Annotated in this window: 13 protein-coding genes, 3 pseudogenes and 1 riboswitch; of the genes and pseudogenes, 1 reads left to right on the forward strand and 15 read right to left on the reverse strand. The window is 53.0% G+C overall.

The window, feature by feature from the left end:
* Positions 1 to 9: 9 nt before the first annotated feature.
* Positions 10 to 1110, forward strand: a pseudogene (locus ASE07_RS18565) (IS30 family transposase); the annotation flags it as partial.
* Here ASE07_RS18565 and ASE07_RS30810 read toward each other — a convergent pair.
* From ASE07_RS30810 to ASE07_RS18635, 15 genes and pseudogenes are all read right to left on the reverse strand, one after another.
* The gene (locus ASE07_RS30810) at positions 1078 to 1251 is read right to left on the reverse strand and encodes a helix-turn-helix domain-containing protein (RefSeq protein WP_082584282.1); all 174 of its coding nucleotides are present in this window, start codon (positions 1249 to 1251) and stop codon (positions 1078 to 1080) included. The pseudogene ASE07_RS18565 and the gene ASE07_RS30810 overlap by 33 nt on opposite strands.
* Positions 1252 to 1327: 76 nt before the next feature.
* On the reverse strand, positions 1328 to 1504 hold the full coding sequence (locus ASE07_RS28955; RefSeq protein ID WP_156396756.1) for a helix-turn-helix domain-containing protein: 177 nt from the start codon (positions 1502 to 1504) through the stop codon (positions 1328 to 1330).
* Between the two features lie 123 nt (positions 1505 to 1627).
* A pseudogene (locus tag ASE07_RS28265) lies at positions 1628 to 2478 on the reverse strand (IS3 family transposase); the annotation flags it as partial.
* Positions 2479 to 2645: 167 nt separating this feature from the next.
* Positions 2646 to 2897, reverse strand: a pseudogene (locus ASE07_RS18580) (ISKra4 family transposase); the annotation flags it as partial.
* Positions 2898 to 2994: 97 nt separating this feature from the next.
* The gene (locus tag ASE07_RS18585; protein WP_156396758.1) at positions 2995 to 3642 is read right to left on the reverse strand and encodes a hypothetical protein; all 648 of its coding nucleotides are present in this window, start codon (positions 3640 to 3642) and stop codon (positions 2995 to 2997) included.
* Positions 3643 to 3732: 90 nt separating this feature from the next.
* Positions 3733 to 4224, reverse strand: a complete 492-nt coding sequence (locus ASE07_RS18590; protein WP_156396759.1) for a hypothetical protein — start codon at positions 4222 to 4224, stop codon at positions 3733 to 3735.
* Positions 4224 to 9002 carry an EAL domain-containing protein gene (locus tag ASE07_RS18595; RefSeq protein ID WP_057292320.1) on the reverse strand — a complete coding sequence of 1593 codons (4779 nt, stop codon included), beginning with the start codon at positions 9000 to 9002 and terminating at the stop codon, positions 4224 to 4226. Before ASE07_RS18595 ends, ASE07_RS18590 begins: the two co-directional genes overlap by 1 nt.
* A 156-nt stretch (positions 9003 to 9158) precedes the next feature.
* Positions 9159 to 9245, reverse strand: a riboswitch (cyclic di-GMP riboswitch).
* Positions 9246 to 9728: 483 nt separating this feature from the next.
* Positions 9729 to 10259 (reverse strand): response regulator, encoded by a 531-nt coding sequence (locus ASE07_RS18600; RefSeq protein ID WP_057292321.1) that lies wholly within the window; start codon positions 10257 to 10259, stop codon positions 9729 to 9731.
* Positions 10256 to 11584: an HD domain-containing phosphohydrolase gene (locus ASE07_RS18605; protein WP_057292322.1), complete on the reverse strand. Its 1329-nt coding sequence runs from the start codon at positions 11582 to 11584 to the stop codon at positions 10256 to 10258. The genes ASE07_RS18600 and ASE07_RS18605 overlap by 4 nt, the downstream gene beginning before the upstream one ends.
* Entirely contained in the window at positions 11581 to 12615 is a 1035-nt protein-coding gene (locus ASE07_RS18610) for an ATP-binding protein (protein ID WP_082584277.1), read from the reverse strand. Before ASE07_RS18610 ends, ASE07_RS18605 begins: the two co-directional genes overlap by 4 nt.
* Positions 12616 to 12636: 21 nt before the next feature.
* Entirely contained in the window at positions 12637 to 13479 is an 843-nt protein-coding gene (locus tag ASE07_RS18615) for an HDOD domain-containing protein (protein ID WP_057292323.1), read from the reverse strand.
* The gene (locus tag ASE07_RS18620; RefSeq protein WP_057292324.1) at positions 13476 to 13793 is read right to left on the reverse strand and encodes a hypothetical protein; all 318 of its coding nucleotides are present in this window, start codon (positions 13791 to 13793) and stop codon (positions 13476 to 13478) included. The genes ASE07_RS18615 and ASE07_RS18620 overlap by 4 nt, the downstream gene beginning before the upstream one ends.
* A gap of 45 nt (positions 13794 to 13838) precedes the next feature.
* A complete protein-coding gene (locus ASE07_RS18625) occupies positions 13839 to 16070 on the reverse strand; it encodes an ATPase, T2SS/T4P/T4SS family (RefSeq protein WP_057292325.1) in 2232 nt (743 codons plus the stop codon).
* The gene (locus ASE07_RS18630; RefSeq protein WP_057292326.1) at positions 16067 to 17311 is read right to left on the reverse strand and encodes a sensor histidine kinase; all 1245 of its coding nucleotides are present in this window, start codon (positions 17309 to 17311) and stop codon (positions 16067 to 16069) included. Before ASE07_RS18630 ends, ASE07_RS18625 begins: the two co-directional genes overlap by 4 nt.
* Positions 17308 to 17958: a GTP-binding protein gene (locus ASE07_RS18635; RefSeq protein ID WP_057292327.1), complete on the reverse strand. Its 651-nt coding sequence runs from the start codon at positions 17956 to 17958 to the stop codon at positions 17308 to 17310. The genes ASE07_RS18630 and ASE07_RS18635 overlap by 4 nt, the downstream gene beginning before the upstream one ends.
* Between the last annotated feature and the right edge of the window lie 18 nt (positions 17959 to 17976).

The following is a 17976-nucleotide window of genomic DNA, read 5'->3' on the forward strand; positions in this document are numbered from 1 at the left end:
GCGGGATGGATGCAGAAGTTGACAGGGCGAGGACCGATGCGCTCACCAGGTGCGCCGTCGCATCGGCGTGAGACCGAGCGGCGATTCTGGGAGCAGATCGCAACAGGCATTACAAGTGAGAAGGCTGCTGAAGCGGTTTGCGTGTCGCAAGCAGTAGGAACTCGCTGGTTTCGTCATAATGGTGGCATGCCACTTTCCATGTTGAGCCCGAGATCGGGGAGATACTTATCATTCGCCGAACGAGAAGAGATTGGACTACTTTCATGCCAGGACATCGGAGTACGAGAGATTGCTCGCCGTATCGGGCGCAGTGCATCAACGGTCTCCCGAGAACTGAGACGTAACGCTACAACTCGTAGTGGTCGGCTAGAGTATCGCGCTTCGGTTGCGCATTGGAAGGCGGAATTGGTTGCCAAAAGACCCAAGCCATGCAAATTGACGACTAATCCACGGTTACACCACTATGTGCAAGACCGTCTGGAGGGCAAGGTTCGCGACGCTAAGGGGCGTAATATTTCTGGGCCTGTGCCAGCGCCGTTTATAGGAAGAAACAAGCCGCATCGCGGTGACCGCAAATGGGGCAATGGCTGGTCACCCGAACAGATTTCCAACCGACTGCAGATCGACTTCCCGGACGACGAATCCATGCGCATTTCTCACGAAGCCATCTACCAGGCTCTCTACATCCAGGGCCGAGGGGCACTCAAACGCGAGCTGGTTAGCTGTCTGCGCACCGGGCGAGCGTTGCGCGTGCCCAGAGCTAGGGCACAGGCCAAGGCCTGGGCGCACGTTAGCGAGGAGGTGATGATCTCTAAACGGCCTGCAGAAGTGCAGGATCGCGCTGTGCCGGGGCATTGGGAGGGTGATCTGATCATCGGCCTGAACAGGTCCGCGATTGGAACGCTGATTGAGCGCTCGAGCCGATTCACCATGCTGGTTTATTTGCCTCGCGGGGAAGGCTACGGGCTGATTCCCAGGACGAAGAATGGCCCTGCGCTGGCTGGCTACGGCGCTGTCACGATGGCTAATGCGCTCAAGAAGACGATAACTGACATGCCTGCCCAGTTGTGGCAGTCTTTAACTTGGGACCGCGGTAAAGAACTGTCTGATAAAACCCATTGCCCGCAGTACCAGCCACACACTGGTCTTGCAATACGAAATGCCAAACTCGCTCTCGATGAGCTGCGCAATCCGGCGCAATGTCCAGACGTCGGTGTCGAATCCATTGGCCTGCGCACCGCGCAGCAGCATCCGGCGTAGCCGCTTGCGTTGTGCGTCGTCGAGAGCTGGACGGTACCCGAGCGGTTTGCGATGCCACGCCTGTCTGTCAGCCTCCAGCGCTTTGGCCCATACCGACACGCTTTGTCGGCTCACCCCCAGTGTGGCTCACCCCCAGTGTGCGGGCAATCTCCGCCTGCCTCATTCCTTTGGCCAACAACTGAGCCGCTTGCTTGCGCCGTTGTTCCAGCGCAGTAAAATCCCAACGATATCGCTTCGTTGCCATGACATAACCTCCATCCGTCGCAGGTCATGTCTGAGTTATAGCCCAAATTCTTGTCAGGTATAGACTAAACGCTCAGTAAAATCTGGTCAACATCTAGTGTTGCGACGACCGATTGAATCCGCTCTGGCTTCCCTGGTCGGTATTGAAGATCTCCGGTGCTCCATGACGGTCAATGGCTTGCTGTACCGCTTGGAGGCAGAAGTCAGTGGTCAGCGTATTGGACAGCTGCCATGAGAGTACCCGCCGGCTGGCCCAGTCCATGACTGCAAACAGGTACACGAAGCCACGCTTCATTGGAATGTAGGTAATGTCGGCGCACCAGACATGGCCTGGCCGCTCAATCGTCATATCACGTAGCAGATAGGGGTACACCTGATGGGCAGCATGGCGAGTGCTGGTCCTGGGCTTTCTGTACAGTGCCTCAATGCCCATCTTCTTCATCAGCGTCGTCACATGCTTGCGGCCAATGGCGGTGCCTTCCCGCCGCAACATGTCACGCAGCATGCGACTGCCGGCAAACGGGTGTTCGAGGTGCAGTTCGTCAATGCGGCGCATGATCGCCAGGTCGACTTCACTGGTTGGTTGCGCTCGGTAGTACGCTGTCGAGCGTGCCAGTGATAGCACTTGGCACTGCCGGGACACTGGCAACTCATGAGTGCGGTCGATCATTTTTTTGCGCTCAGCAGTCCCGCCTTGGTGAGCGCGCTTTCTAAAAAATCATTCTCCAGTGTCAATCGGCCGATCTTGGCGTGGAGCGTCGTGAGGTCCGGTTCATTGGCCGACTTGGCCGTTACGCCACCATCGAATACGTCTGCGGCTCGCTCGAGCAACTGCCGTTTCCATTCTGTCACTTGATTCGGATGCACATCGAATTGCTGAGCGATCTCAGCTAGCGTCTTGTCACCTTTGATGGCTGCCAGCGCCACCTTGGCTTTGAATCCGCTTGCGTGGTTGCGTCTTGTTCTCTTGCTCATGCTTTGCTCCTTGGTACGGTCTTTCGACCGGTTTCATCAAGCAAAGCTCCACTTATCTAACTGCCCAGATTTCCGGGTCCACCTCTAGCTTCCTGATTTCCTGCATCTTCGGTACCCATTTGTTCAAATACCGAATGTAAACATATTTTGTTTTTTGTTAACAGCCCCTAGGTAACACATTGCCAGTGATCGTCACGCTTTTGCTTTGCGACGGTTCGCCACCGATCAGGCATGTCGCGCATTTTAAGCTCGCCGTTCAGTACCGCCACCCGAACCTGAACGAGAAGGTGTGCCCCCTTATTAGTCCAACGCATCTGCCGCTTTTTCGCGCAACGCAAGCTCACGACTTCATTGACCGCCGATTCGGCGATGCTGCTGCTGATCGGCATGCCGCGCCGATAACGCCATCCATAGTTGACCAGATATTGGGCATTGGACTCCAGGTACCAGTACGTCCCGCGCAGATTCCACCATAACGCCCTGTACGCAGCGTCTTCCGGCACGAGGCCAAACATGTCATGAATGCTTTTCAGTCTTTCGACTGCTTCGGAACTCTTGCCATTTCGCCGCTGCGATTTCGTCTTCTACCGAGCGACCGTTGGGTGCCCGCAGACCAGGAAACTTCAGTGCCGATTGTTCGATTGCGCGAAATTTCATCGCGATGTGAAACCAGTCCAGAATGCGGGTCAACGGCCTTTGGGATCCATCGACCGCTTTTTCAAATTCACCTGCGCCGTCTGAGACGATCGTTATCTTTTGGTCCTGCTCAGCGCCTTGCTTCGAAAGAAAATGATCAAGCCGCGTTGCTGCCGACGTAACCTCCCGGTTGACGTAGCCATATACCTTGCAACGGCCATCGTCACGAACCGCGCGGCCGGCGATTATGTTCACGTGTCGCCCGGTGGATGGGAGCCGCTTCGATGGGTAATACTGCGCAAGGTTGGCTTCGTCTTGTTCCTGACGTGACGGGCGGTGGCGCGACCATGCAGAATCCACCGCCAGGGCGACAATCTTGACCTTGCCATCTGCAGGCGGATAGGCACGCTCACCGCGAATCGCCTTTTCGGCCGCGTCGTCCAGTTCTTGACCGACAGCCCATACGCGGTTCCTGACTCCGGAGGTGGAGATCGCTTGGTCGACCGGCAAAGTCTCTTTTAAGAGCACGGTGGCGACTGCATACGGCAGGTGGGCCGCCCACTTGAACTTGGAGGTATTCCAATTCAGGACTGACGCGCTGCAGTAACGCCAACGCGATCAGGCTGAAGACTTGCTGGTCGTGTCTTGACTGCACTTACAGACCCGCAACTGGGGGCTGTCAATCGTCACCTTGCCGAAAACCGTTCGATATCGGATTGTATGCTTGGCTTTGATCGACAACGTTGCGCCGCACTGCAGGCAAGTCCTGGAAGCGGCCACAAAACCGTGCGCTTGTGCGTTGACCAAAGCGCGCTGCGCTTCGTACATTAGACTTTTGCCTTCAGCCAGGCTCAACCCCAGCTGCTTCAGATCGCCATCGGCTCGTTCGAATTCAACCAATTGGATCGGTTCGCTACCGCCGACATTGTCTTCAATGCGCGCCTCGATGATTATCCGCATCCCAACCTCCCTGATTGCTAGCAAGACAATAAATGTAGCGCCAATTACGATGGAATGGCTGCCTCCAGTTTTAACTGCTCTCAACTGAGACGACGTAACGTGCGGTACGTGCTTTATTCGAGATCGACGCAGGGCGGCGTTAATTCTCATTAGTCCGTGCTGTGTCCCTCACTAGGGTCCGCATTTTGCAGTAGCCAGTGGTATCGGAACGCCTCTGCGATACTAATTCTTAGAATATCGTCATCCCAAGGCTTGGTATGGAACCTGAACACCGCGCCGCTATTGGTTGCCTCAATAATGGAATCGACAGCGGTATAACCCGACAACATAATCCTGATGACATTGGGATATAACTCCTTCACCTTCGATAGAAACACGGTCCCCGGCATTCCCGGCATACGCTGGTCAGATATTACTACCTGTACTTCGTACAACGCCAAAAAAGAAAGCCCCTCCTCTGCCGAACATGCACGTAGAATTCGATAGCCATCTCGGCGCAATAGACGATTTAGCGCCGCCGACACATTTTCCTCATCGTCAACTATCAATAGTGTTTGTTGGAGTGTGGCTATGACTTCGTCGGCCTGAGGAAGGCGTCTGTCCTCGACAAGCAGTTGCTCGAATTCTAGCGGTGGCAGTGGGCGGCTGAAGTAGTATCCTTGAATCTGATCACAGCGATGGCGACGCAGATATCCAAGCTGCTGTTCGGTTTCTACGCCCTCCGCTATTACTTCCAGCTGAAGGCTTTTTGCAAGTGTAATGATCGAGCGCGCAATTACCGCTTCCTCGGGATCGGTCGTGATGTTCCGCACAAAGGACTGGTCAATTTTCAAAACATCGATCGGAAAGCGCTTGAGATAGGAAAGGCTTGAATAACCAGTGCCAAAGTCGTCTAGCGAAAGTTTTACGCCGAGCGTTTTCAACCGATGCATAATATCCAGAGCATGCTCGATGTCCGTCATGACCAGGCCCTCGGTAAGTTCAATGTCCAAACAACGCGCGTCCAAGCCAGTATCTTCCAAAATCATTGCGAGCGTTTGAACAAGGTCTTTCTGATAAAACTGGTTGCCGGACAAATTAACACCGATTCGCAAGGAGCCGTGGCCGGCGTCCTGCCATTTCTTGGATTGCAGACAGGCGGTCCGCATTGCCCACGTGCCGATTGGTATGATCAGACCGGTTTCTTCGGCAATGCGAATGAAGCGATCAGGCGGTATCAGCCCCAGTTGGGGGTGTTGCCAACGCAGCAGCGCTTCCATGCCGACAATGCGGCAGGTCCGTACATCGACTTGAGGCTGATAATGCAGCAACAGTTCATTGCGCTGCAAGGCAAGTCGCAGATCGCCCTCAAGGCGCAAGCGGTCCATCGCCCGAAAATTCATTGCCGCCGTATAAAATTGAAAACTGTTACGCCCTATTTCCTTCGCGCGGTGCATTGCGATATCCGCATGCTTGAGGAGCGCCTCCGCATTATCGCCGTCAGACGGATAAACCGAAATTCCGATCGTGCAACTTAGAAAATAGTCATGCTCTTCAATTGTCAAAGGATACGCAACGGCGTCCATGAGGCGTTGTACTCTGGTCGTCACCGTAAGTTCATCGATCGCATCCGCGAGTACCAGCACAAATTCGTCGCCAGCCAGCCGGGCTGCTGTGTCAGTGGTGCCAAGAGCGGTCTGCAGTCGGCAGGCTACTAACTGAAGCAAGACATTACCAGCTTCATGGCCGAGCGTATCATTGAAAAACTTGAACCGATCGAGATTAATGCATACTATCCAGACCTGTTCAGCATTGGTTTCCGCTCGCATGAGCGTCTGTTTTACGCGGTCACGTAGCAGGTTTCGGTTTGCCAGGCCGGTCAATGAATCGTAATTTGACTGATACTCGAGCTCTGCTTGATACTGTCTGGCGGCAGTGATGTCAGACATAGCGTACACGAAGTGGGTCACGATGCCGTTTTCGTCCCTCACCGGAGACACATGGCTGTCGATCCAGATCGGGCTGCCGTCATTACGGAACGCACGTATTACGGCGTGAGCTTCGCATTGTTGAATAAGCGCTTTCCGTATTTCGACAACCGATGGCTGTTCAAAATCATCGCGACATAGAAATAACAGCGACTTCCCGATCACATCAGCCGCCGCATAGCCAGTAATCTGATCGAAAGCTGGATTTACATATTCGATCTGGAAATGGGGGGCTTTAGCGCTTCCAATAGCAATCGCATTGGCACTCGCCTCGATTGCTCTTTGCCGCAACCTTAGGTGTTGTTCATTTTCACGGGCTTTTTGCCCTACACGCTGACGCTCGATCGCAATACTGACGGTGTGTGCGCAAGATCCGAGAATTTCGTTTTCGACCTGCTCTGGTGAACGTGCTGAAGATGAATAGACAGCGAAGGTGCCGAAAACCTCACTGCTACTTGATAGGATCGGGTAGGACCAGCATGCGCGTATATCGCATCTAGCGATTTCATCTTGAAAGCTTGCCCACATCGGATAGTCGGAGATATCGCTTGCGAACACCGGCCGTTTCTCAAAGGCCGCTCTTCCGCAAGGTCCCGCGGCGGCTGGGTCAACTTTCATCCCATCGAGCGTTCGGCAAAAAGCAGCTGGAAGTCGTGGCGCAGCTGCCAGGTTCAGCCGACTTCCATTCTCACTGAGCAACATGACTGAACAGATCATTGTCGGATCTAATGACTCAATGATGCTAGTGGCGGTTATTAACACTTCAGAAATTGGCACCCCGGTGGCAATGCGTTCGAGAATTTCCATTTGGGCGAGCTTAAACAATTCCAAGTGGCGGCGCTCGCTAATATCGCGAAAATATACCGTCAAGCCGTCCGAGGAGGGATAGACGCGCACACCGAACCAGCGGTTCAGAGGCGTATAGAAAATTTCGAAAGTCACGCTGCAATGATTAGCCATTGCTCTACGATATTGACTCTCGGCGCCGGTGCCGATTAGTGCGGGATACTCCTCCCAAAGGACTTTCCCGAGTAACTCCGTGCGGTCCCGTTGCAACAGGCTCTCAGTCTCTTTGTTTATATAAGTAAACTGCCACTCAAGATTCAGTGTAAAGAATGCCTCCGTAATGCTTTCTAGTATGGTAGTGAGGCGGGCTGCCAAGCGTCTGATTTCATCGCTGGCAAGCTTTCTGTCATGAATATCCGTAGTGCTACCGTACCACTTTACGAGTGTCCCGCTTTCGTCTCTTATTGGCACGCCCTTCGCCAAATGCCAACGATAAGTATTCTCAACCGCATACATTAATCGGTATTCAATCTCGAACGAATTACCAGTACGGACAGAGTCGGCCCAGGAAGTAAGTGTTCGATTCACGTCGTCCGGATGGAGAATCGTTATCCAGTTTTGACTAGCAATATCGATTTGTTTGAGGCCGGTATATTCTGCGACCGTTTCGTTGCCATAGTCAATCGTACCATCCGGTTCCGCCGTCCATACGATCTGTGGCATCGCGTCAGCAAGTTGACGGAAGCGCTGTTCGCTCAGAATTAGGGCGCGCTCCGCCTGATTTCTTGCGATCTGTTGAGTTGTCTCCTCAGCGCGTTTGCGCTCCGTGATGTCTGAATGGGCACCGATGGTGCGTAGCGGATGACCAGTAGCGTCACGGCTGACAATCATGCCGCGACTAAATACCCAGATCCATCTGCCGTTTTTAGTCCGCAGTCGGTATTCATTGGCATATGTTTGGTTTTTTCCGGACAGGTAGTCCGCTGTAGCTGCCAGCACCCTATCCTTATCGTCTGGATGGACAAGCCTTTTCCACTCCGATAAACGGTTTTTAATGTCATGCTCGGCATAACCCAGCATTTCCTTCCACCTTGTGGAATAAAACACTTCGTCAGTTTGGTTATTCCAGTCCCATACACCTTCTCCGGCACCTTCCAGCGCATATTTCCAACGGAACTCACTTTGTTCTAGGGCCACCCTTGCTTTGACGCGATCCTGCAATCCTTTGAACAAAATAAACCCTATCAAGCCGAGAAGCGCCGACACACCTACAGCGCCACTAAGCCACATATTTCTTTGATGGCGATAGGGGTCGAGAAGATCTTCTATTGACCGCCCGATACCGACGGTTAGTCCGTACTTGGATAACGAGCGCAAGGTGTATTGACGGTATATGCCGTCACTCTGCGAAATGCGTTGAAAAGACTCGGTTTTCGGCTCCGGCGTGTTTAAGCTCGGCACATCGCGCAATGTCTTTCCCAACCCGTATTCAGGGATGGGTGCGCGTGCTAATATTTTTCCGTCCGCTCGTATCAAAGCAACCATATCGCGAGATCCCAAACCGATGGTCCGGGAAAAACGAGTGAAGTAATCGGGTGAGACCGATAAGACAATAACACCGGCAAATTTCCCATGCACGTCAAGCAAGGATCGAGTGAATTGAATCGACCAGCGCTGCGATACGCGACCTAACACCGGCTCGCTTATGAACAGTACATCTCCACCTTGGGTATTATTGCGATGCGCAAGAAAATGCTCACGATCGCTCAAGTTGAATGTCTTTGAATTTGGGTCGGCGCTCGAAAAAACCAGCATGCCGCTGGGGTTGATAATCGATACCTGGAAAGCAACATTCTTTTCAAGATGCGACTGATGTAACCTTACTTTATTCGCGAAGTCTTGTGAATCCTCCTTCCACCACTCGCGCAGATCAATGAGCGTAAGGTCTATTGCACCTACCGACGAGTGCACTTCTTCGGCAAATACGCGTACAAGGTTCGCAGTATCTTTCTGGACGTCTTGTAGCGATCGGTCGTGAAGATTCTGTAGAAAAACAAAGATCAACAACCATAACAAGGAAAGCACACAACTAAAGAATATAGCCAGCTGACCCAGCAAGGGAAGACGTACGAGATTGGAAAGCCTTAAATTTCGTGGCAGGAAATAGGAAAGCATCTTATGAATTCGCCTAAACGCATAAACAAAGCCGTTGACCCTTGCCTCGTCGGCTTGGCAATGGCAAATCGACACTAGAGGGAGAGCGCGCTACTTACAGGCGAGAGAGGCACAAGCATGAACGACCAGCAAAATTTTCTCTGCTCGGCGTTTTGTTTCGGTGACCCCGCTGTCCTATGCGCATGCGCACTTAGACCGGAAGCTTTGCGTCTCCGTTTTTCAACGGGTTTGCCATTGTCGTGTAACGTATTCTAACCGCTTTTATGTTACAAAAAATGTTGCGGCACTGATTTGGTGAAAACTGTAAGTTCGTCACACAAGTTTATCGCTTTCGTCAGACCTGTACACTCAAATTATGTGTGTTCTCCTCAATCGATTATTAATCGAACATTTCGGGTCGACTGCCCTGTGGCCATTTTTTTAAAAATACCGAGAGTATCGGAGGAGGTGCGGCTGGCTTGTCGTACGAGGCAGTCGTACGGATAGCGACGGTGCCCCGTTAAAACAAGGGCTTGGTCAGCGGTGTCACCAACGAATACAGGGTCAGTATTGCCGCGGAGGTTTCAATACCGCCAATTTGCATGACCGCAGATCAGCCCTCGCAATGAGGACTCGGAATCTGGTGCCTTACTCGAACGTCGGCTGCTCATGTTACTTTGCCCAATGATCAGTAGTAGCATTCTCACCGTTTGGTGGTCTCTATAAGTCAACATATGATTGAAAAAATTAATCCAGGTGCACCGCCCCATCCTCGCCCCATTTCACTTTAGTTATGCCCGGTTCCTCAGCTTCCAGGCGCCGTTTTTCGATCTCCTGCGGCGTTAGTTCACTGCGGCTGGCCAGGGATTCATTAGCGAGCCGTCGCATTTCTTTTGCCTCATCATGGCGTGTAAAAGCAAGATCAAAGATCTTTTTAAGGTCATCTACCATCCAAGGCTTGGCAATATAGCGGAACACTTCGGCTTGGTTGATCGCGTTCATCACCGTATCAAATTCGGTTGACGCGCTTAATACCAAGCGCACAGCATCCGGTTGTATTCCCTTGAACGCCTGAAGAAAATCGGCCCCAGTCATCCCGGGCATTCTATAGTCGGACACGACGACATCAAAAGGGACCTCGGCGCTACGCAGTAACGCCTGCTCGGGATCTGTAAAACTTTCTATACGCAATTCGCGATCGGTAAAATGCTGGCGCAATGCACGCTGCAGCGCATTTATCACATTAATTTCGTCATCGAGCAGTAACAATCGTCTCATGGTCTTTCCTCTACAATATATACGGTAAACACCTCTCCGGAGCTCTGTTCGAAGTCTGCGATCTGCCGGATCAGGCGCTCGCTCAACACATGGTCTGCTGAAAGCAATAGTGAGCCGTCTTTGGTGACAATGTCGCGCGCCGTAACCATTCCAGGCTGCAACTCCGGAACGGATAGCGGCTTGCCCTGCATTGAATCTACACCAGTTACACCATTAATAACATCCAGAAACGCAGCGACCACAGCAGCATCGTATCGCTTGCCACGACTCTCGATGACCAGAGCGGCGGCCTGATCAGGTCGCAGAAAGCGTTGCGAAAGCGTGCCGATCTGTAGATTGTCATAATCGCTGGCAAGCGCAAGTACGCGCGCGCCGATGGGAATATCAAATCCGGATAAACGGTCCGGAAAACCTTCGCCGTCGAAGCGTTCCTGATGCGAGCGCACGATTTTTGCCGCGTCCCGCAAATCCTCAAGTGGCATTAGCAACTGTTCGCCGCGTACAGGATATTTACGATATTGTCCGAGATTATCACCATTCATCATGGATACGGGCATCGTCAGCAACGCATCTGAAAAGCCTATTTTGCCAATGTTATGCAACAACCCTGCAATGAAGACCTCTTGCGTTTCGCGAGCATCCAGTCCAACACGGACGGCGATTCTGCGTGCCAGATCTGCCACGCGGCGCGAATGGCCAGCGAGGTTGGCGCCGCGCATTTCAATTAGGTTTGAAAACACCTTGATTGACGTCAGAAAGCTGGTTTTAAGCTTTTCATTGGATGCCAGCAACTCATCGTGCAGTCGGTTGAGCGCTGCCGTACGCAACGCCACCTTATTTTCAAGACCGGCATTTAGGTTGCGCAACTCTTCGTTTTGCAACTGTGTCAACGTCTCAAGCCGCTGCTTTTCTTGCTCTAACGCTTTGCGCTCCAAAGCGTGACGCACTACGAGGAGAATGTCGTTGTCATCCCAAGGCTTAGTGATATACCGATAAATTTCTCCGCGATTGATTGCCCCGATAATCAATTGAATGTCTGCATACCCGGTCAGCAGAAGGCGTAGCGTATCCGGCCAGCGTGCACGAACGCGTTCAAGGAATTGCGCACCATCCATTTCAGGCATGCGCATATCGGAAATGATCACGTCGACAGGTTGTGATTCCAGCACTTTCAATCCGGCGTGGCCACTTACCTCAGTGAGCACCTCGTATCCCTGCGGCCGGAACAAGCGCCGCAGTGACGACAGAATGTTGGGCTCGTCATCCACGCACAGAATTGTTACCGGACGTGCCCCTCCTCGCGGCACATTGTCGGAGCCGATCATATCCGCTGGTCCTTCTCTTCTTGATCCATTAGTTGATGCCGGATCGGGAGCGTGATACGAAAGGTAGTACCGCTATCCAACTCACTCTCGACCTCGATACGCCCAAAGTGCTTTTGAATGATGCCATAGGAAAGCGACAAGCCTAATCCGGTGCCGCTTCCGATTGGCTTCGTAGTGAAGAACGGATCGAAAATACGCGAAAGGATTTCTTTCGGGATCCCAGCACCCGTATCGGCGATTTCTATCCAGACATACTCACCGGCGGTGCCGGTACGAATTGTGATTTTGCCGCGCACGCTACCGATAGCATGGGCACCGTTGACAACGATATTCATGATGACCTGATTGATCTGTGAAGGCAAACATTCAATTTCCGGAACGACGCCGTATTCCTTGACCACGTCGGCCTTGTACTTCACCTCGTTGCTGACGATATTCAAAGTGGAATCGATTCCGTCATGGAGATTTGCCCACTGCCATTCCTGATTGGCGTCAACACGGGAAAAATCCTTCAAATCCTGGACAATCTTGCGTACACGGACAATCCCCTCCCTGGACTCGGCCATCAGTACCGGTATGTCTTCCATCAGAAAATCCAGATCAATACGCTCGCGCGTCGCCTTTGCTTTGGCGACAGCCTCCGGCGACCCGATGCTCAGTTCGACATCCTCGTATACTTTCAACATTTCGAGCATGCTTGCGATGTAGTTTTCGAGAGTTCCGAAATTGGAAAACACGTAACCGATCGGATTGTTGATCTCATGCGCGACACCAGCTGCAAGCTGGCCAATCGATGCGAGCTTTTCGGACTGTACCAGTTGTTCCTGCGCCATCGACAATTTGGCATTCAGTTCTGTCAGCTCCGTATTGCGTCGCAACAGCTCCGCTTCTGCCTCTTCCCGTTTTCGGATGTCGTCTTCGAGACGTTCCTTGGCCTGCGCCAGTTGTGATGTACGTTTTGCCACTAGATCTTCCAGCTCGTCAAGGCGGGCTGCGTCCATCGACTCATGTGAGTGCGGTGTTGTATTCATTTCTCTATCTCGCTCATTGATTCATGCAGCCAAAATCTGGCAGACCTCTTCGAATTCGGATTCCGTTTCACGGAACACACGCTGCAGCGCGGTGCGTTCAATGTTCAGGCTGTTCCATGCATTTTCCGCAATGTGCGGGACCAAGTCATCTTCCTGTTCCCCAAGGTCGAGTGCATGCACGACTGCATTGGCGACATGCACGACACTCGGGATGTCCCCCAGATCCTGCGCTAACGGAGCATGATGGTTGGCGATTGCCCGCTGGATCAAAGGTGGGAACTTCCAATGCTCTGCCAGCGCGCGTCCGACAGCGGTATGGTCTACCGCCAGCACGGCGCGCTCAGCGTCAAGCATGTAGCAGTCATTGGCTATTCGATGCAGCCTTGCTTGTTCGTACTGCTGCGGAAATCGCGTTACCAGAACCAGTTTTCCGATGTCATGCAACAGACCCGAAATAAATGCATAGTCCTGGTTCAAGTTCGACATGCGCGCCAGGCTTTTTGCACAAAGGGCGGTCCCAATCGCCTGCCGCCAGAACCCCTTGAAATTAAATGAAGTACCTTCTTTGGCACCAAAGTTGTCAATGACTGCTGCAGCGGTAATCAGTGCACGCACGCTATCGAACCCCAAGACCGTGATTGCTTGCTGAATTGTCTTGACTTTCGACTGCAGACCATAAAAGGAAGAATTGGCGAGACGCAGCGTCTTGGCTGCCAGGGCCTGGTCGTGCGACACTTTGTCCGCCAGAACACTGATGCTGATGTCTTTCTGTTCAAAACTCTCGATCAGTTCCATCACGATCAACGGCAGGGATGGCAGGTCACGGACTTGTTTGACCACATCGGTGAGCGCAATAGCATTCATGCCACCTCTCCAAGCCGGTATTCCGTCACCCATTGCAACAAAAAGCCACAGGCCCGATTGGTCGGACACTTCCTGAAAAGGGATACCAGTCGCTGTTGTACTCGCTCGCGCTCAGCCAATAGATCTGCTTCCGAGATCGCGTCGTTGACGACCTGTACTGAGTCGATCCCGCGTCGTCGCAAGGACGTTAAAAGCGCATCGGTAAGGACCGTATTTCTCGGCAACAGCACGTCTCCATTACCGTGTAGGATATCTTCAAACAGGACCATGCCGGGAACGGTATTATCCAGGTCAAGTCTTAGGTATCTGTTCATTATTGCCTCATTTTCTGTCTCGTTGAATTGAAGGGCGGCATTTGCTCATTCCGGTCCCAACACCCGGAACACTTCTTCCAACGTAGTCCGGCCGCTTTGTACTTTTGCGAATGCGTCTTCACGCAGGGTAAGAAATCCACATTCGCGCGCATACTGCGTAATTTCTGTAATTGCCGCTTCCGTAGCAATCAGGTGACGCAGGTGACTGTCCGGCACAAGCACCTCGTAAAGGCCTATCCGGCCCTTGTACCCGGAGTGGTGACACGCTGGGCAGCCACGACCCTTGAAGGCTGATACGCTAGCCTTGGCGAATTGGCTGCCGAGGCGTGGAAGCAGTTCCTTGTCCGGCTCGACGGGTTCCCGGCAATTGCCACATATCTGTCGCACCAGGCGTTGTGCAATGATGGCTTCCAGTCCGGTCGCTACAACGAATGGTTTAAGTCCCAAGTCAAACAGCCTTGAAATGGTAGCGATTGCCGAATTGGTGTGCAGCGTCGAAAAAACCTGATGGCCGGTGAGCGCGGCGTGAAACGCCACCTCGGCAGTTTCAAAATCGCGGATTTCGCCCACTAATAGCACGTCGGGATCCTGCCGCAGGATTGCACGCAGAATCAATGGAAAGGTAAGCCCGATTTTCTCGCGGACCAAAACCTGTCCGGCGGCATCAAGGTAGTATTCGACCGGATCCTCGATCGTGATGTAGTTCTTGTCTGACGTTGCATTGCTTTGCAACAGGCTGTAGAGCATTGTCGTTTTGCCGCTGCCCGTGGGCCCCGTCGCCAATATGATGCCTTGCGGCTTGTCGCTCGCATGGCGAATCTTCAAAAGGTCTGTTGCGCCGAAACCAAGTTCCTCGAGCCGCAGAACGGCAGCGTTACGGTCGAGGATACGCATCACAATCTTTTCGCCATTGATGGTCGGGAGCGTTGAAATCCTGAGATCGACCACGCGCTTCGGAGTCTTCACCGCAAGTCGTCCATCTTGCGGGCGCCGCCGCTCGGAGATATCGAGCTCGGCCATCACCTTGATGCGCGAAACGATTGACTGATGCATATTATGCGGAATCTGGATCTTGTCAATTAGTACACCGTCGATTCGCAAGCGCACCATGACGTTTTTTGCGCGTGGCTGAATATGGATGTCGGATGCCCCTAGTCGGATCGCTTCGGCCAGAATTGAATTGACGAGGCGGATAGCGGGCGGATCATCCGTTCCTTTCAACAAGTCTTCCAGTGACATTGAATCGATATCGTCTTCGATTACGATTTCGATGCCTTCATAGGGATCCTGCGACCCGAAGCTCGATTCAAGGTCCGCAATATCGGTGGCGCCGCTTTTATAGACATCGCGTATCTTGGCTTGAATCGCCGCGATTGATGCTAACACCGGCTCTACTTCCAGCCCGGTCACAAAGCGCAGATCTTGCAGCAGTCCCGCATCCAGAGGATCCGCCATTGCCAGTGTTAGGCGTTTGGCTTCGACCTTGAGAGGCGTAACCAATTGCCGTTGGCAAAGCGAGGCGGGCACGAGCGCTGCCACAGCGGGATCGACTGCAAACTCATTCAACGTCACCGTCTGGAGCATCAGTTCTTTGGCGAGCAAATTATGGATTGCCTTTTCGGCGGCCCAGCCGCGGTCGACAATCAACTTGATCATCGGATCCTTGCGCTGCGGGTTTTGCTGTAGCCGTGTCAATTCGTGCACTTGCTGGACACTCAGCAAGCCTTGCTTATTGAGCATCATGGCCAACTGGCTGCGGTTGGTAACACTAAATTTCGCGAGCCGTTCGATTTCGTCGGACTTGCTCCGGTTTTCGCGCGTCAATGTATTGTTTTTCTGTTTCAGCTCATACTGTTCCAGTGCGAGCGCTACCGTAACGCGCAAATCGTCGTCGTTCCATGGCTTGAGGATAAATTTGTAGACAGCGCCTGTTTTCACCGCGCCGATCACCGCATTGACGTCCGCATGGCCGGTAAGCATGATGCGGATCGTATTGGGTTGAACAGCACGTGCCTGCCGCAGAATTTCACCACCGTTCGTGCCGGGCATCATATAGTCGGTAATGACGACTTGAAAAGACTCATCGGCAAGCCGTCTTAGCGCATCGGCAGGATCCTGGCAACAAAGGATTTCATAGTTTTCCTGCCGAAATACTCGCCTTAATGCGGAAAGCACATTCGGCTCATCATCCACCAGCAATATCCGGTACCGTGATGTCCGCAAGGTATTGTTGCCCAACGGCGGCTGTTCGCCGGTAAAGAGATGGGCATAACTCATGTTGCTCTTTCGTTATTGTTTATGGGGAAGTAAAGGAAAACCGTGCTGCCTTCTCCGACAGCCGTTTCGACGCTAATGCGCCCGCCATGGACATTCACGATATCGCGAGCAACCGTCAGGCCTAGTCCCATGCCCTGCCCGACATCGCGCGTCGTAAAAAAGGGATCGAAAATGCGCGGCAGGACTTCCTGCTTGATGCCGCAGCCGTTATCGCTGACCGCGACTCTCACTTCATTGCCGGCCATGTCGCTCATAATGCGGATGCACCCTCCTCCTGCACCAAGCGCCTGGCGCGCATTCAGCAACAGCGAAAACATGACTTGATTCATGCGGCTGAGGTCGCAGACGATAGGGTGGAGCGGCTGCAGGTCAGTCTCAATCTGTATATTTCCCGGTAACTGGTCGCCCACTACTGCCGCGGCGGCCCGCACGGCATCATTGAGGTCAACCGCCGCGGACGACCCACAGTCGATGCTTGCATAGGCCTTCAGGTTTTCCACTATCCGTGCAATGCGATCCGCACCAGTAATCGATTCGTCTACCAGACCCGGGAAATCATCCAGAACGAAGTCGATGTCCTGCTGCTGCCAGAGCGAGTCAGCCTGCTCCTTATCCCCACGGCGGAAGGTGCGCAGCGTATTTTGCATCTTGTCCAGATACGACGACGCTGTATTGAGATTACTGCGAATGAAACCCACCGGATTATTAATCTCATGTGCCATGCCTGCAGCTAGACTCCCCACTGATGCCATTTTTTCCGATTGGTAAAGCTGACGCTGCGCTCGTTCGATCACCTCCACTTGCGCCTTGACGCGTTGTTCGAGCTGTGCGGCGAGTTCCCGGTATCGCGCCTCCGATTCCTGCAGGGCAGCATGCTTTTGCTGGAGCGTTTCGTGGTCGGCGTTGACGGCTTCGAGGTGCAGGTCCGCCGCCATTCGGTAACGATACGCATTAGTCAACACCATTTCCAACCACCTTGTCGCGGCCTCTCCGTGCTGACGATGGATTTCCGGCACCACTAGACGGCCAATCACTTCGATCTCAATAGTGAGCGGCACTTCTGCCTGGTTCCCATTCACTTCCAGGCCAGAATCCAATATAGGGACGTCGTCGGCATCCACAATACGCCAGACGTCGCCGATAGTCCTTCTCAATGCAGCTTCAATTTTGATGCGAGGTATCGTATGCAAAAGCTCGGCAAGGCAGACCTCTCTGTCAAACCATGAAGAACGATTGTTCATGGTCCTTCTCCTGCGACCGCAACGAAAGCCGCCCGCGAAAGGCCATGCACCGACTCCAGTGAAAACCTGTGGTCGAGTCGATCATGCACGCGCGCGAGCAGCGCAGTGAATGAATCAAGCACGCCGCCCCCCTCCAGTGCAGACGCAAAAAATAGTGGCCATGGCGCCTTGGCCCAACGCTCATGGATCTCCTGCTCGCTCAGGATATCGGGAAGATCGCGTTTATTGAACTGGACGATGAGTGGCAATGTGGCGAGATCTATCCCCAATGTATTGGCGTTGGCGATGAGGTTTTCAAACGATGCGCCGTTATTGACTGCCTGGCTACGCTGGGAGTCCGCAACAAAGATGACACCGTCAGCGCGAGAAAGCACGGCTTTGCGTGTTCCATCATGAGCGACCTGTCCTGGCACGGTAAACAGTTTGAATTTGACAAGAAGACCGGATGGCGCTTTAAAACCGACCGGTAGCAGGTCGAAAAATAGCGTTCGGTCACCTTCGGTTTCCAAGGTCATCATTTCGCCGATCAGGTCGGCCGACAACAGATCGTGCAAGCGCGTCAGATTAGTCGTCTTGCCGGACATGGCCGGGCCGTAGTAGACCAATTTCACGGTCAGCCGCTTACGGTGTTCGTCAAATTCAGCCATGTGGTTTAGCTCCAAGTG

It is taken from the genome of Noviherbaspirillum sp. Root189, from assembly GCF_001428545.1.
GTDB lineage: Bacteria > Pseudomonadota > Gammaproteobacteria > Burkholderiales > Burkholderiaceae_D > Noviherbaspirillum.

Excerpts from the sequence above, each read along its gene's own strand:
- ASE07_RS28955 (WP_156396756.1), bottom strand. The coding sequence starts at position 1,504 with ATGGCAACGAAGCGATATCGTTGGGATTTTACTGCGCTGGAACAACGG.
- ASE07_RS18610 (WP_082584277.1), bottom strand. The coding sequence starts at position 12,615 with ATGAATACAACACCGCACTCACATGAGTCGATGGACGCAGCCCGCCTT.
- ASE07_RS30810 (WP_082584282.1), bottom strand. The coding sequence starts at position 1,251 with ATGCTGCTGCGCGGTGCGCAGGCCAATGGATTCGACACCGACGTCTGG.
- ASE07_RS18620 (WP_057292324.1), bottom strand. The coding sequence starts at position 13,793 with ATGAACAGATACCTAAGACTTGACCTGGATAATACCGTTCCCGGCATG.
- ASE07_RS18590 (WP_156396759.1), bottom strand. The coding sequence starts at position 4,224 with ATGAGAATTAACGCCGCCCTGCGTCGATCTCGAATAAAGCACGTACCG.
- ASE07_RS18630 (WP_057292326.1), bottom strand. The coding sequence starts at position 17,311 with ATGAACAATCGTTCTTCATGGTTTGACAGAGAGGTCTGCCTTGCCGAG.
- ASE07_RS18600 (WP_057292321.1), bottom strand. The coding sequence starts at position 10,259 with ATGAGACGATTGTTACTGCTCGATGACGAAATTAATGTGATAAATGCG.
- ASE07_RS18605 (WP_057292322.1), bottom strand. The coding sequence starts at position 11,584 with ATGATCGGCTCCGACAATGTGCCGCGAGGAGGGGCACGTCCGGTAACA.
- ASE07_RS18635 (WP_057292327.1), bottom strand. The coding sequence starts at position 17,958 with ATGGCTGAATTTGACGAACACCGTAAGCGGCTGACCGTGAAATTGGTC.
- ASE07_RS18595 (WP_057292320.1), bottom strand. The coding sequence starts at position 9,002 with ATGCTTTCCTATTTCCTGCCACGAAATTTAAGGCTTTCCAATCTCGTA.
- ASE07_RS18615 (WP_057292323.1), bottom strand. The coding sequence starts at position 13,479 with ATGAATGCTATTGCGCTCACCGATGTGGTCAAACAAGTCCGTGACCTG.
- ASE07_RS18625 (WP_057292325.1), bottom strand. The coding sequence starts at position 16,070 with ATGAGTTATGCCCATCTCTTTACCGGCGAACAGCCGCCGTTGGGCAAC.